The sequence below is a fragment of the Endothiovibrio diazotrophicus genome, assembly GCF_054657215.1.
The window spans coordinates 1-14902 of sequence record NZ_BAAHXB010000134.1 but is presented as its reverse complement, the minus strand read 5'-3'; the positions used below and the strand labels follow the sequence as shown (position 1 = coordinate 14902).

11 protein-coding genes are annotated in these 14902 nt (G+C 68.7%); 6 read left to right on the top strand and 5 right to left on the bottom strand.

Translation table 11 applies throughout. The annotated features are described in order from the left end of the window. A partial coding sequence (locus ACYQ2W_RS22630; RefSeq protein WP_459872602.1) for an O-linked N-acetylglucosamine transferase, SPINDLY family protein occupies positions 1–982 on the top strand: 982 nt, incomplete at its 5' end. A 61-nt stretch (positions 983–1043) separates the two neighbouring features. Here ACYQ2W_RS22630 and ACYQ2W_RS22625 read toward each other — a convergent pair. Beyond that, complete coding sequence (locus ACYQ2W_RS22625; RefSeq protein WP_459872599.1) at positions 1044–1685, bottom strand: DUF6962 family protein; 642 nt, start codon at positions 1683–1685, stop codon at positions 1044–1046. Between the two features lie 151 nt (positions 1686–1836). On the opposite strand from ACYQ2W_RS22625, the gene ACYQ2W_RS22620 reads away from it, so the two are divergent. Continuing rightward, entirely contained in the window at positions 1837–2988 is a 1152-nt protein-coding gene (locus ACYQ2W_RS22620) for a class I SAM-dependent methyltransferase (protein WP_459872596.1), read from the top strand. Between the two features lie 146 nt (positions 2989–3134). Here ACYQ2W_RS22620 and ACYQ2W_RS22615 read toward each other — a convergent pair whose 3' ends face one another. Beyond that, positions 3135–4298, bottom strand: coding sequence for a glycosyltransferase (locus ACYQ2W_RS22615; RefSeq protein ID WP_459872593.1), 1164 nt, complete (start codon positions 4296–4298; stop codon positions 3135–3137). 281 nt (positions 4299–4579) lie between these two features. On the opposite strand from ACYQ2W_RS22615, the gene ACYQ2W_RS22610 reads away from it, so the two are divergent. Both ACYQ2W_RS22610 and ACYQ2W_RS22605 read left to right on the top strand, forming a co-directional pair. Beyond that, the gene (locus tag ACYQ2W_RS22610; RefSeq protein WP_459872590.1) at positions 4580–5503 is read left to right on the top strand and encodes an NAD-dependent epimerase/dehydratase family protein; all 924 of its coding nucleotides are present in this window, start codon (positions 4580–4582) and stop codon (positions 5501–5503) included. Continuing rightward, positions 5500–6654: a glycosyltransferase family protein gene (locus tag ACYQ2W_RS22605; protein WP_459872587.1), complete on the top strand. Its 1155-nt coding sequence runs from the start codon at positions 5500–5502 to the stop codon at positions 6652–6654. The genes ACYQ2W_RS22610 and ACYQ2W_RS22605 overlap by 4 nt, the downstream gene beginning before the upstream one ends. 217 nt (positions 6655–6871) lie before the next feature. Here the strand turns inward: ACYQ2W_RS22605 and ACYQ2W_RS22600 are convergent, their stop codons facing one another. The 3 genes from ACYQ2W_RS22600 to ACYQ2W_RS22590 form a co-directional block, all read right to left on the bottom strand. Continuing rightward, a complete protein-coding gene (locus ACYQ2W_RS22600; RefSeq protein ID WP_459872584.1) occupies positions 6872–7996 on the bottom strand; it encodes a cyclic nucleotide-binding domain-containing protein in 1125 nt (374 codons plus the stop codon). A gap of 260 nt (positions 7997–8256) precedes the next feature. Beyond that, positions 8257–12039, bottom strand: a complete 3783-nt coding sequence (locus tag ACYQ2W_RS22595; protein ID WP_459872581.1) for a PKD domain-containing protein — start codon at positions 12037–12039, stop codon at positions 8257–8259. Positions 12040–12369: 330 nt separating this feature from the next. After that, positions 12370–13212: a flagellin N-terminal helical domain-containing protein gene (locus ACYQ2W_RS22590; protein ID WP_459872578.1), complete on the bottom strand. Its 843-nt coding sequence runs from the start codon at positions 13210–13212 to the stop codon at positions 12370–12372. 171 nt (positions 13213–13383) lie between these two features. Here ACYQ2W_RS22590 and ACYQ2W_RS22585 point away from each other — a divergent pair, with 171 nt between their 5' ends. After that, positions 13384–13728 carry a hypothetical protein gene (locus ACYQ2W_RS22585; protein WP_459872575.1) on the top strand — a complete coding sequence of 115 codons (345 nt, stop codon included), beginning with the start codon at positions 13384–13386 and terminating at the stop codon, positions 13726–13728. A gap of 72 nt (positions 13729–13800) precedes the next feature. Then, entirely contained in the window at positions 13801–14901 is a 1101-nt protein-coding gene (locus ACYQ2W_RS22580) for an HD-GYP domain-containing protein (RefSeq protein ID WP_459872572.1), read from the top strand. Position 14902 lies beyond the last annotated feature (1 nt).

Sequence of the window (14902 nt, the reverse complement as noted above, 5' to 3'; positions counted from 1 at the left end):
CCACGCCTACAACAGCCGCTGGCTCGACGATGCGCTCAGCCGGCGGCTCCGGCCCGCGTTCGCCGGCTGGCGCTCGATCGAGCCGCTCTCCGACGAGCAGGCCGCCCGGTTGATCCATCAGCAGGGGATCGACCTGCTGCTCGACCTCTCGGGCCACACCTCGCGCAACCGCCTGCCGCTGTTCGCCTGGCGCGCGGCGCCGGTGCAGGCGAGCTGGCTCGGCTATTCCGCCACCACCGGCATGAGCGAGATCGACTGGTACGTCACCGACGGGGTGCGCGCGCCGCAGGGGGTGGACGATCACTATAGCGAGGGGGTCTGGCGGCTGCCGCACATCCGCATGAGCCTGGCGCCGCCGGCGCTGGCACCGGCGGTAACGGGGCCGCCGGCGCTGCGCAGCGGCGCAATCACCTTCGGCTCCTTCCAGCGGCTCACCAAGATCACCGGCGAGGTGGTGGCGGTATGGAGCGAGGTGCTCTCACGGGTGCCCGGATCGCGCCTGCGGCTGCAGTGCGGCGCCCTGGCCGAAGAGGCGGTCCGCGAGGGGCTGCTCACCCGCTTCGCCGCCCACGGCATCGGCCGCGAGCGCCTGCTGCTGCTCCCGGCGGAGTGTCGCGAGGCCTATCTGGAGGCCCACGGCGAGGTGGATCTGATCCTCGACACCTTCCCCTACCCGGGCGGTACCACCACCTGCGAGGCGCTGTGGATGGGGGTGCCGACGCTGACCCTGGCGGGCGCCACCGAGACCTCGCGCAACGGGGCCAGCCAGCTGGTCTGCGCCGGCCTTGGGGAGTGGGTGGCCGACAGCCGCGAGGCGTATGTGGCGAAGGCGCTGGCCTTCGCCGGGGACCTGCCCGGCTTGCAGGCGCTGCGCGCCGGTCTGCGCGAGCGGGTGGCGCACTCGCCGCTGTTCGACCAGGCGGGGTTCGCCCGCGATCTCGCCGATGCGCTGCATGCGATGGTCCGCCGGCGCTGGAGCTGATCGCGCCGGCCAATGAAGGCGATCCGGGTGTCGTCGATCCGCTCCTCGGCCACCCCCGCCGTCAACGCAGCCCCTGGCGCAGACCAACCACCAGCGCGCCCAGCCCGACCATCTGCACCAGGTGGAACAGTCCGTTGTGGTCGAAGGGCCAGATCAGGGTGAGCGCCAGCGGGCTGGCCTGGACCCCCGCCGCGGCGATGGTCAGCGCCAGGCCGGCCACCATCCACCACGCCCCGGGCAGGTTGCCGCGCCACGCCACCGCCAGGTAGGCGCCCAGCGAGGCGAGCATCACCACCCCCTCGTAGAGGATCACCCAGAGGAAGCTGCCGTCGCCGAGGTAGAGCGAGGCGTAGACCGCGAAACCCACCGCCAGCATCGGCAGCACGGCGCGGCGCCCGGCCGACTCGCCCAACAGGTCGTGGGTCGAGGCCACCGCGAACAGCGAGACCAGCAGCACCGCGATCAGGTTGAGCGGGTACCAGATCAGTTCGTAGATCTCCCGGGGGAGGGCCAGCCCGTGGTTGAAGCCGCCGATGATCCCGGCGGCCGCCAGCAGGCTGAACAGGCCCACCCACAGGTTGCGCTTGCGCGGCTGGGCGCCGCCGATGCGGTACAGGTGAAACAGCGCCGCCAGGGCCATCAGGCCGAGGATCAGGTCGGTGGCGGCGGTGGTCTGTTCGGTGGGGGAGGCGATCAGTTCCATGGGAACTCCTTTGATAGATTTTTGTGATCTATTTCACCAGAGTGGCAGAAAATATGTGTTACTTTTCCGAGCCATCGATTTCTACCGCAGGTTTTGGGGCCCGTTAATCATGAAAGACGCGACGCGCAGTGCAATTGCCTTGATGCAGGAGGTGGATCCGAACGTCTCGTTCGAGGTGCGCTTCTGGGACGACGACCGGATCAAGGTCGGCGACGGTGAGCCGGAGTTCGTCCTCTCGTTCAAGACCAAAAATGCGCTGGCGCGCACCTTCGGCGACGGCTTCCTCGGCTTCGGCGAGTCCTACATGGACAAGGAGATCGAGATCGAGGGGGATTTCCGCGTGCTGTTCAATCTGGGCCACCGCATCGACTTCGGCAACCAGTCGCTGACCCTGATGGAGAAGATCAACTTCGCACTGCTCTTCCTGCGCAACCAGAACACCTTCAGCGGATCGCGGCGCAACGTCGCCCACCACTACAACCTGGGCAACGACTTCTACCAACTGTTCCTCGACGAGACCATGGCCTACACCTGCGCCTACTTCCACACCCCGGAAGACACCCTGGAGCAGGCCCAGCTCAACAAGTTCGAGCACATCTGCCGCAAGCTGATGCTCAAGCCCGGTGAGAGCCTGGTGGACCTGGGCTGCGGCTGGGGCGGTCTATTGATCTACGCCGCCCAGCACTACGGCATTACCGGCGTGGGGGCGACCCTCTCCCAGCCGCAGGCCGAGTTCGCCCGGGAGAAGATCCGCCGCCTCGGCCTGCAGGACCAGATCGAGGTGCGCCACTGCGACTACCGCGAGGTGAGCGGCAAGTTCGACAAGCTGGTCTCGGTGGGGATGCTCGAACACGTCGGCAAGAAGTTCATCCCCACCCTGATGAAGAACGCATCCCTGCTGCTCAAGCCGGGCGCGCCGGGGCTGATCCACTCCATCGGCAACGATACGCCCTTCCAGGACGATCCGTGGACCATGAAATACATGTTCCCCGGCAGCCACGTGCCGGCCCTGGAGCAGATCATCCACGACCTGGCCGAGAACCGGCTGACCATCCTCGACGTGGAGAACCTGCGCTACCACTACGCGCTGACCATCGAACACTGGCTGGAGCGTTATGAGCAGAACTTCGACGAGGTCTGCAAACGCTTCGACGAGCGCTTCGCCCGCCAGTGGCGGCTCTACTGGTGGGTCTCCACCACCTCCTTCGTCCACGGCGGCAACCGCCTGTTCCAGGTGCTGTTCACCAACGGCCTGAACAACGAGCTGCCGCTGACCCGCGCCCATCTCTACCGCGACGCCTGAGAGAGGCCAGCGCCTCGACGCCGGGCGGGCCGAGCCCGTCCCGGCGTCGTCGTGCCCGCTGCGGCGCTGAACCTCGGTACACGGGCCGGTTCCGGTGGGAGGCCGCGGCGGGCACGGCCCGCCCAATTCCGGATCGCGGGGAACGGTTATTCGAGGGCGATCCGCGCGAGGTTGCTGCAGGCGTTCATCCAGTCGAAGTCGTGGCGGATCGTCGTCGGTTCGGCCGGTGGCTCCCCCATCGCCCGCTCCAGCGCCCGCAACGCCCCCTCCAGGTCGTCGAACGGGTGGGCGTTGGGGTAGCCGAGGAACGGCCGGTTGGCCGGGCAGTCGGGGAGGATCACGTGGCGCCCGGCGACCAGCGCGTCGGCGGTGGCGGTACAGAGCACCTCGCTGCGCGACGGGTTGAGGAAGGCGCGGTAGCGCGGCAGCCACTCCCACGGACTGGGGTGGGGGCCGAACAGGCGGATCGGTGCATTCACCTCGCGGGCGCGGGCCTCGATCGCCGCGGCGTCGGGGCCGTCGCCGTAGAGGTCCACCGGGATGGCGCTGCGGCGGGCCAGCTCGATCACCTGATCGAGCCCCTTGTCCCACACCAGCCGGCCGAGGAAGTAGACGCCGCGGGTTTCCGCGGTGACCGGCGGCACCGTGGCGTAGGGCGAGAGCACGCCGGTGATGCGCGCCTCGCGTTGCGGGCGGAACAGCCACTCCAGTCCCTCGGCCGGCGAGATGGAGAGCGCGAGGTCGGTGTGGCGGCGGATCAGCCAGCGGTGGCCGCGCTCGACCACCTGCGCCGCCAGCCGCGCACCGGGCCAGCCGGCGGCGGCGACGTAGTGGGGGTAGTTGGTCATCACCACCCCGACCACCCGCCCGGCGGCGATCCTGTGCCGCGGCGGGGTGGCGGGGTGCCAGGCGAGGTGCTCGGGTTCCTCCAGGATCAGCGCCCGGCACGGCGGCAGGCCGGCGACCACCGGGCGCAGCGGGACGATGCTGCGCAGGGTCGCGGAGTAGCGGCCGGGATAGCTGGCGAGCCGCGGCAGCGCCGGGCAGCCGAGGCGCCCCGCCTCCTCGGCGAGCCAGGCGAAGTGGGCCGCGTCGTCGGCGAAGCGCACCTTGCCCCAGAGCCGGCGCTGCGAGTCGGGCGAGAGGCGCGGGATGCGGTAGAGCACCCGGTAGCCGAGGGCGGCCAGCCCGCAGGCGTGCCACAGCGAGAGGTAGGCCGGGCCGGTGCGCCAGGGCAGGGCGGCGGTGGTGATCACCGCGAAATCGAGCGTCTCGCCGGTCGTTTGGGGGGAGTGTGTGGAGGCGGGCATCGGCGCCTTTCGTGAGACGATGTGGATGATTCTTTCGACAGCGGGGTTTTTTACCATGAAGGGCATGAAGGAGGAACATGAAGGGCAGGAAGCTTTTTCGACTGCATCCGGCCGCCGGGGCGTGAATACCATTGCCGGCCCGTTCCACCGCAGGCTTCCAAGAGCTCGCGAAAGAATAACTTCCTGCCCTTCATATTCCTCTTTCATGCCCTTCATGGCCGAAAGCGGCCGTTTCGCCACTGCTACTGCCGCGGTGCGACCGCGAGTGAGGTATTGAGGCAATGGCACAGGTCTGTATCGTCGGTGCCGGTTTTCTCGGCACCAACCTCGCCCGCCACCTGCTTGAGCGCGGCGATCGGGTGCGTCTGTTCGGCCACCCGCCGCCGTGGCCCGAGGCGCTCGAGGGGTGCGAGCTGATCGCCGGCGAGCTTGCCGACGGCGAGGCGCTGGCCGCCGCCCTGGCGGGGTGCGAGCGACTCTACCATCTGGTCGGCTCGGTGGACCTGCCGGCGGTGGAGGCGCGGCGCATCGACGACCTCGGCCACAGCGTCGGCGGCAGCTTGGCGCTGTTCGAGCGGGCGCTCGCCGCCGGGGTGGAGCGGGTGGTCTTCATCTCCTCCGGCGGCGCGGTCTACGGGGTGCCCGAACGGCTGCCGATCGACGAGATGGCGCCGCAGTGGCCGATCTCCTCCTACGGCGCCGCCAAGCTGGCGGTCGAGCGCTACCTCCACGTCTACCACCGCCAGCACGGCCTCGACTACCGCATCGCCCGCCTCGGCAACCCCTTCGGCCCCTTCCAGCGCCCCGGTCGCGGCCAGGGGGTGGTGGCGGCGCTGCTCGACGCGGCGCTCACCGGTCGTCCCTTCCCGTTGCTCGGCGACGGCGCGGTGGTGCGCGACTACCTCTACGTGGAGGACGCCTGTGCGGCGCTGGCCCGGCTCGGCGAATACGACGGCGGTGAGCGGGTGTTCAACGTCGGTTCCGGCGAGGGGCGTTCGTTGAGTGGAATGATTCATGCGGTGGAGGGGGCCACCGGTCGCCCGCTGCAACTCGATCGCAGGCCGGCGCGCCCGCTCGACGTGCCGGCCTGTGTCCTCGACGTGCGTCGCGCGCGGGAGCGGCTGGGGTGGAGCCCCGAGACCCCGCTGGAGGAGGCGTTGCAGCACACGGCCGAGTGGTTGAAGGCGTGGGGGGGCTACGCATGAGCGATCGTCCCCACCTCGTGGTCATCTACACCGACGCCGGCGGCGGTCACCGCGCCACCGCCGAGACCTTGCGCGACCTGCTCCAGGACGACTACCGGGTGACCCTGGTCAACCCCTACTTGGAGGTCCATCCGGAGCTGGACGTGTTCGCCCGCTGGACCCGCTACGACGGCGAGCGGATCTACAACGAGCTGATCGTCGGCGACGGGCGCACCGGGCTTTTCTGCCTCACCTACTACGGCATCATCCTGGCCAGCATCCTCCTCCAGGCGCCGCGTGGGCGGCGCCTGCTGCGCGCGTACTTCGACCGGGTTCAGCCCGACCTGGTGATCTCGGTGCTGCCGATGCTCAACCGGGTGATCATCGACGCGCTGCGCGAACCGGGCGGCGGATCGATGGCCCCCTGCGCGGTGCTGATGACCGACTGGATGGAGATGAGCCGCGGCTCCTGGTACCCCCGCGGGCGCGACTACTACGCGCTGTGCGGCACCGAGCCGGGGCTGCGCCAGCTCGCCGACGGCAAGCGCGGGGCGCGGGTCTTCCCGCTCTCCGGCCTGCTCATCCGCGACGGCTTCCTCGCCGGCCCGCCGGCCGACCGCGGCGCGGCGCGCCAGGCACTGGGGCTCGACCCGAGCCGGACCACCGCCTGCCTGCTCTACGGCGGCGGCGGCAACTGGCGCATGCGCGAGCTGGCCCTGGCCCTGTGCGACGACCCCCCCGAGGTGCAGCTGATCTTCCTTTGCGGACGCAACGAGGCGCTGGCCGAGGCGCTGCGCGCCATCGACTGGCCCTTCCCGGTGGTGATCGAGGGGTATACCCGCGAGGTGCCGCGCTACCTCGGGGTGGCCGACCTGTTCGTCGGCAAGCCCGGCCCCGGAAGCGCCAGCGAGGCGCTGGCCCTCGGGCTTACCCTGCTCCTCGACCGGCCGATGGCGCTGCCCCAGGAGCGGGCGCTGCTCGGCTGGGTGGAGCAGGAGGGGCTGGGCCGCGCCTTCACCACCACCGCGTCGTTTGCCGACGTGGTGCGCGAGTGCTGTGCAGCGGGGCGCGCGACGCCGAAGCCCCACCCCCACAGCGGTCCCGGCAGCAACCGCGCCGCCGAGGAGATCCACGGGGTGGTCGATGAGATGCTGCGTCTGCCTCCCCCGTAGGGTGTATCGTAACCCACTCTCGTTCCCACGCTCCGCGTGGGAACGTCTTCTTCGACGCTCCGCGTCATGCTGCACGAGGGTATGGGGTGGTCGGTGGTGGTGTGCAGGTAGGACGCAGAGCGTCCAGGGTTCCTGGTTACGACGCGGAGCGTCGTAACCAGGAACCCTGGACGCTCAAGGGGTTCGGTATGGCGAAAGGGGAGGGTGAAGAGAGCCCTTACATCAGCCCCGAGGCAAAGGCGCACACCCCGGTGGTGAAGTGGATCAGGGTCACCCCGGCGAGGTTGCGGTCGCGCAGGTAGAACAGCCCGAAGGCGATACTGCTGACCACCGTCAGCACCACCGCGGTGAGCCCGAAGTGGAGGTGGAACAGGCCGAACAGCGCCGAGGTGAGGAACACCGACTTGACCCCGCGCGCGTCGTTGAGGAAGCGCTGGAAGGCGTTCTGCAGGAAACCGCGGGCGACCAGCTCCTGCAGGAAACTGTGGACCAGATAGGTGACCGTCCCCCCCAGCTCGAATTGCAGCGGTTTCCCCGGCAACGAGTCGAAGTGATAGAGCGTGGCGGCGAGCCCCCCGGTGAGCGCCACCGCCCCAAGGGTGACCACGAGGCCGGCGATCAACGAACTGCGCAGCCCCTTGCGCGAGAGCCCCAGGTCGCTCATGGTGATCCCCATCCGCTGCATCACCACCAGGCTGGGTACCAGCAGTACCAGCAGGTACTGCCAGGCGAAGGACTGGGTGTAGATATCGACGTGGACCAGGTGGCGGGAGAGGAGGTTGTTGACCACCGTGCCCACCGCCATCAGCCCGAGGGTATAGATGAAGAACTGGCCGAACGCCTGCTGGGTGCGCGCCGCCTCCAGCTCCCGCTCCAGCACCGCCACGTAGTTGTCGGTGACGTCACGCATGCGGCGCACCACCGCCACGCTGAAGCACGCCTTCAGTTCGGTGAGCAGGGCGGCGCCGTCGGCCTGCGCCTCGATCTCGGCGGGGTCGATCACCAGCAGCCTCAGCCCCCCCTTGGCCCGCCCGGAGAGGGAGCGCGGCGCTCCGTCCACCAGCGCCATCTCGCCGAACAGGCTGCCCGCAGCCAGCTCGGCGATGATCCGCTCCTCGCTGTCCGGGCCCTGGTCGCGGAACAGGGCCACCTCGCCGCCGGCCACCACGTAGATCTCCCGGGTGAACTCCCCCTCGTGCAGCACCGCCTCCCCGTCGCGGTACTCGCGCAGATGCCCCACCTCGCGCAGCACCTGATGGGCCCGCGGCGAGAGCCCCTCCAGGCGCTCCAGGGCGTCGATCGCGGTCTGTTTGGCGGAGAACTCGTCGGTGGAGGCGTCCATGGATAGGAGAATGGGGGCTGGTAAAACGGGCGGTTGATTGTACCGGAAAACGGTGGCCGCTTCGGGGCGCGTCTACCGCTGGGCCAAGTGGCGCAACGACCGGCTGCAACTGCCCACCGGAAGGGGTCTGCGGTTCGACTCGGATTACTCCCTGCTCCATTCGAAGGGTGTCTATTTATTCGCCGTTGGTCAGCGGGCGGCAGGTTGCGGCTACAGCCGGCGGGCGTTCTTCGAATCGTCGCCCATCTTCCTACTGCGGACTAGAGATCCTGCGCCAGCCGGAATCCCACCGACCAGGAGGCGTCGTAGGTTGACGGCAGGCCCGTTCGATAGGTGACGCGGGTGTACCACGCGTCGCCGCCCCACGAATAGGAGCCGCCACGTAGCGTCCGGCTGGTGCAGCCCTCCGCCTCGTAGGCGCTTCCATCGGTCGGCGTATTCAGGTAGTTGGGGTATTTGCAGTCCTCCACCCACTCCATGATGTTGCCTGCCGTATCGTAAAGCCCCCAAGGGTTGGCGGCGAACGAGCCGACCGGAGCGGTATTGCTGAACGAATCGCCGCATTCGTCGTTTTTGCAGTTGGCGTTGTTCACGCCGATCTCCTCTCCCCACCAGTAGGCGGTCGTCGTTCCCGCCCGCGCGGCATACTCCCATTCCGCCTCGCTTGGCAGACGATAGCCTCCACCGGTCCGTTCATTGAGCCGCGCGATGAACTCCTGCGCGTCGTTCCAGGAGACGCTCTCCACGGGGCAGTCCAGTCCGCAACCGGTGTTGTGGGAGGGGTTCGTTCCCATCACCTCCAGCCACTGCCCCTGGGTCACCTCTGTGGTCATCATCCTGAAGGCCGGGACCGTCACCGCGTGGATCGGCTGCTCCACGCCCCAGTAGTCGCTCCCCATCATGAAGGTGCCCGCCGGTATGTTGGCGAAGACCATCTCTTCGAGCGTCGAGGTGGGCGCCGCGCTGACCTCCACGGTTCGGCTGGTGCTGGCGGTCGCTCCGCGCTGGTCGGCGACGGTCAGGGTGATGGTGTAGCTCCCCGCGTTGGCGAACGAGAGATTGGCGAGGGCACCCGTCGCGCTCTGGCCGTCGCTCGAACTCCAGTGGTACGAGGCGATGGAACCGTCGCTGTCCGACGACGCCGAGGCATCGAGCGCTACCGCGAGCGGCGCACTACCGGAGGTTGGCGAAGCGGTGAAGCTGGCGGTCGGTGCGACGTTCGCCGGCTCGGACACCACAAGGGGCCGCGTCGCACTTGCCGTAGCGCCGTCGTCGTCGGTCACCGTCAGGGTGACGGTGTAGCTGCCCGCCTGGGAAAAGGACAGGCTGGGGGTCGGCCCGCTCATGCTGCGGCCGTCGCTGATGCTCCAGGCGTAGCTGGTGATGGTGCCGTCGCTGTCCGAAGATGCGCCGGCGGTGAACGATACGGTGAGCGGCGCGGTGCCGCTGGTCGGGGTCGCGGAGAAGGCGGCGGTCGGTGCGACGTTCGCCGGCTCGGACACCACAAGGGTTCGCGTTGCACTTCCCGTAGCGCCGCCGTCGTCGGTTACCGTTAGGGTGATGGTGTAGCTGCCCGCCTGGGAAAAGGTCAGGCTGGGGGTCGGTCCGCCCATGCTGCGGCCGTCGCTGACGCTCCAGGCGTAGCGGGCGATGGTGCCGTCGCTGTCCGAAGATGCGCCGGCGGTGAACGATACGGTGAGCGGTGCGGTGCCGCTGGTCGGGGTCGAGGAGAAGGCGGCGGTCGGTGCGACGTTGGTCGTCCCCGCGGAGGTCACCTCGACGGTCTCGCTCGAGGTCGCCGTTTTGCCCCCGTCGTCGGTCACCGTCAGGCGGATCGTGTGGCTGCCCGCGTCGTCGAAGGTGAAGCTCGCCGATACGCCGGACGCCGACTGGCCGTCGCTGGTCTCCCACCGGTAGCTGGCGATCGAGCCGTCCGGGTCCGCCGACTCGCCGGCATCCACCCCCACCGTCAGCGGCGCCTCCCCCGATGTGGCGGTCACACTGAAACCCGCCAGCGGCGCCGCGTTCTGCGCCTCTTCCACGGTGACCACCTGGGTGCTGCGGGCCACCCCGCCGTCGTCGTCGGTTACCGTCAAGGCGATGGTGTGTTCCCCCGCCGCGGTGAACAGGAACAGCGGCGACACTCCGGTGCGGATGATCGACGTCACTCCGTCGTGGGATTGCCACTGGTAGCTGACGATGGTCCCGTCGGGGTCGTTGGAAGCCGAGGCGTCCGCCAATACGCTCAGCGGCGAGCGGCCACTGGCTGGAGAGACGACGAAACTCGCCGTCGGCGCCTGATTCTGCGGATCCTCCACCGTCACGTAGGCGGTTTCGCGGGTCACCCCGCCGTCGTTGTCGGTCACCGCCACGGTGATCGCGTGCACCCCCGCCCCCTCCAGGATCATCGAGGCCTGGGCCCCCGAAGCGGTATCTCCCTCGCTGCTGCTCCAGTCGTAGGCGAGCACCGAGCCATCCGCATCGACGGCACTGGCCACCAGCGAGATGGTCAGGGGGGCGATGCCGGAGTCCGGCGAGACCACCAGCGTCACCGTCGGCGGCTGGTTGCCGGCCACCTCGGGGTAGTTGCCGAACTCAATGTCGGGGAAGGCGTGGGTGCGCTGCTGCCCCTCGTCCACCACGTGGATGTTGAACTGCCCGGGCCGGTCGCCCCAGATCGCCGGGAGCAGCGTTCCCTCGGGAAAGGCGCCGCGCGGGTAGGTGTAGGTGAGGTGGTAGACCTGGTCGTCGTTGCTCAGGGTCCCCGCCGGCTCCATCCGGTTGGAGAAGGCGCCCTCGTTCTGGGTGACCGCTACCTGGTCGATCGGCAACACCCCCTCGCGGACCACCGCCACCACGTCGAAGGCACTATCACCAAGGTCCATCAGCGTCGGGCTGAACCCGGCCATTACCACCTGCGGGGCGAGGCGGCGGGTCGCGTTGTAGCTCACCGGGTGCGGCAGGGAGACCGCCACCGGCTGCGCGGGCCAGTTGCCGAAGGCCAGTTCCGGGAACCGCGGCGAGTGCTGCTGACCCTGGTCGACCACCTGAACGTTGAACTGTCCGAGCTCGTCACCCCACGCCGTGTGCAGGGTGGTGGTGCCGAACGATCCGCGCGGGAAGGTGAAGGTGGTCTTGTAGACCTGGTCCCCGTTGACCAGGACGCCGGCGGGCTCCATCGCCAGGGCGAAGCTGCCGTCGGTGGAGCGGAAGGAGACCGTATCGATCGGCAACACCCCCGGGCGGACCAGGGCGACGATGTCGAACTCGCTGTCGCCGAGGTCGACCTTCGATGGGGATACCCCGCCGGCGACGACCTGGGGAAGCAGACGGGCGGTGGCGTCGTAGTCCAGCGATCCGCTGCTGACGGGCGTAGGGGTCGCGGTCGGGGTGGGCGTCGGGGTGGGCGTCGGGGTTGCCGTTGGGGTTGCCGTTGGGGTTGCCGTTGGGGTGGGCGTCGGAGTGGGCGTCGGAGTGGCGGTCGGGCTCGGTGCGGGGGGCGTCGAGCCGATGCTGGCGCCCGTCAGCGACGCCACCGTCAATCCCGGATTGCCCGGCGTGTTGGCGCTCAGGGTGATCTCCAGATCGGTGCTCGCCAGGGAACTCGCCCGGACGTGGAGGCCGGTGATCACGATCTCCGAGGGCGCCGTGGAGGCGTGCCAGATATTCCAGGTGACCCGGTCGTCTTTCCCGTCACCGTCGGTATCGGTATAGACGCAGCGATACCCTTGGGAGTCGCCGAGTTGGACCCCGTCGCCGCTCACCTCGGCATACGCGCCCTGTCGGGAAAAGGTGTAGCCGGTGTTGAGCTGGAGGTAGAAGGTGTTCTGGGGCGGGCGATCCAGGAGATCGCCGGCGTTGGCCTCGACGATCGTCAGCGGCCCCAGTTCGACCGCCTCCCCGCCCGGCACGATGGAGACCACCTCGGAGAAGGTCGCGGTCGTTGCCGCCAGCCCTTCGGCAAACGGGAAGCAGACCATCGCCATGGCCAACAAACGCGATACGCGTTTCCGGGAGAAGAGGGCGTTCACCAGCGATCTCATAACCAGCTCCTTATCCGGCAGCAGCGGGACGGGAAAGCCCGGCCGCACGGTCATCTTTTCCATGGACGTGAGGGTTACTCAATCTAACACAGGGATTGACCAAACAACTATTTGGTATTGTCGTGGGGAGGGGGATTGCTGCATCGGGTAGGCGCGGATCGCTCCGGCGTGTTGATCTTGTCCGCCCGCTCGGTGTTTCATTCGGGATGGAATGGATATCGATCGTCGACAGGAGCCCGGAGTTGGAGCGGGGCGTCGATCTGCGGGCGCTGTCGGGTGAATAGGCCACGCCGCCGGAGGGGGCCATAGCCCACGCTCGTCGCGTACTCCTCAGGCGAGCAGCGACAGCACCGTGCTGGGGCCGGCGTTGGCCTGGGAGAGCATGGCGATGCCGGTCTGCTGGAGGATGCGGCTGCGGGTCAGGTTGGCCACTTCTCCAGCGTAGTCGGCGTCGGTGATCCGCGAGCGCGCGGCGGCCAGCTGCTCCCGGGTGCCGTCGAGGAACCGCCCCACCGATTCGAAGCGGTTGTGCAGGGTGCCGAAGTCGGCGCGGGTGGCGCTGATCCGGTCGAGCATCTTGTCCACCAGGGTGATCGCCGAGCGGGCGGCGGTGGCGGTGTCGATGCCGAGAGCCCCCCCCAGGGCGCTGCCGATGCCGTTGCCGTCGCTGTTCTGCAGGGCGTGGAGGGTGAGCTGGACCTGATTGGTGCTGGCCTTCTCCGCATAGCCCAGCTGGAAGGTGACGGTGGTGGAGGCGGAGAGGACCTTGGTGCCGTTGAACTCCACGAAGTTGATCACCCGGCTGATCTCCCCCTGGAGCGCGGAGACCTCCTTCTGCAGGGAGGTGCGGTCGCCGGAGTTGTAGGTGCCGTTGGCCGACTGCACCGCCAGTTCACGGATCCGTTGCAGATTGCCGCTCACCTCCTGGAGCGCCCCTTCGGCGGTCTGGGCCAGGGAGATCGCCTCGTTGGTGTTGCGCATCGCCTCCTTCAGGCCGGTGACGCGGGCGCTGAAGCGGACGTCCACCGCGACGCCGGCCACGTCGTCCTTGGCGGCGCCGATGCGCAACCCGGAGGCGAGGTTGCTGAGGGAGCGCTGCAGCGACTGCTGGGAGTGGTTCAGTCCGCGCTGGACGGTCAGCGAGTTGATGTTGGTGTTGAGTGCCAGGGCCATGGTTGTTGTTGTTTGGCCACGACCCCATCTTCCCCAAAGATGGCGGACGCAGAATCCGTTTTTTGCGTCGGCGGTTCCACGGGCGACCATCCTGGCGCAGGGGCGAGCGATTCCGTCGCGATCGCGGCTCCGAACGCGGGTTGGCGGGGCCAAGGGGCACGGAAGATCTCCATGTCCCCCGAACTCGCCGGTCTCGTGGCCCGTCTTCGGCGTTGTGGCAAGGCTTACATCGCCGGGCTATGGGCCCTTGCCGCGCGGCGTGCAGGGATGCGTGAGTGTCGCGGGAGGCAGGGGGCCGGGAGCGACCCTCGAAAACAAACCACGGTTCGGCGCGATTTTCGGGGGAGGTATTTCTTCCGTGTCCGTAAAGGACCCGTCCTTGAAGGGTATCGGACGGAGTTTGAATATCTGAAGGAAATTTCCTACAAAAAATGGAAGATGGGCCGCTGTAGCGATCTCCGTCCATTTCTTGTCTATGGTTTTTATCGGTTCCGAACATTTTTTCCCGGATATTGACGCTTCGGTTCGCGCCCGCGGTGGGCCGGAGATGCGTGTACGCCTCAACCTGTCGGACGACTTCGTGGCGCGATGAGCGAAATCACCCTGGATTACTACGACGAAGAGCTGATCAAGGACTTCCTTGGCGAGCTGGAGGACGCCCGCGAGGAGGCGGAGCGCTGCTGCGGGAATCTGAAGCAGCGGCCCGGGGCGCCGGCGCTGCTCGACGAGCTGTTCCGCACCCTCCATTCGGTGAAGAGCAACCTGCGGATGATGGGGCTGGTGCGTTACTCCGATCTGGTCCACGCCTTCGAGAACGTCCTCGATCAGGTGCGCAACGGCGAGGTGGGCTACGAGCCGGTGATGGCCGATCTCTTTCTGCTCTCGGTGGAGGAGGTGCAGCGGCTGTGCGTCGAACACTTCGCCGGCGGGGCGATCGATGAGGAGCGCTGCCAGCAGCTGGAGCGCCCGCTGGGGCGGATCGCCTTCAATTCGCGGGAGGGGATCGAGGGTGCGGTGAAGGGGGTGATCCGGCTGCTCGATCCCGGTTTCCTGGATGAGGAGCCGCCGCCCGCGGCCGTACCTCCCGCGACACCTTCCCCGCCCCCGGCGGCGGCGACCGACCCGGAGGCTGCGGCCGTGGAGCGCTTCGCGGCGATGGGGCGCAAGGCCGAGGAGCGGCTGCCCGGCTGGGACGGGCGGACCGCGCGGATCGTCGAGTTGGCCCTGGAGCTCAATCGGGAGGGGGGCGAGCCGGTGCCGCCGCGGCAGTTGGCGGCGGCCGGCTGGATGCATGCCGTGGGGCTCTGTCGGGTCGCGCCCGCGTGGCTCGACCAGCTCGACGCGCCGCCCGCCCGCCGCGAGCCGTCGGTGGCCGCCTACCCGGCGATGGGGGCGGCGCTGCTGCGCAAGGCGCCGGGCTGGGAGGCGGCGGCACGGATCGTCGAGCAGCAGCGGGAGCGGTGGGACGGCGGTGGTTACCCCCGCGGGCTGGCGGGGGAGGCGATCGAGGCGGGGGCGCGTATCCTTGCGCTGGCCGGCGCCTTCGAGGGGCGGCCCGACGGAGTTGCGGGGGACCGGCGGGCGGTGCTTCAGGCGGTGGCGGCGATCAATGCCGAGGCGGGGCAGCGCTTCGACCCGGCGTGGGTGAAGCGCTTCAACGGGGTGATCCGGCGGCGTTACGTGGGCTAGA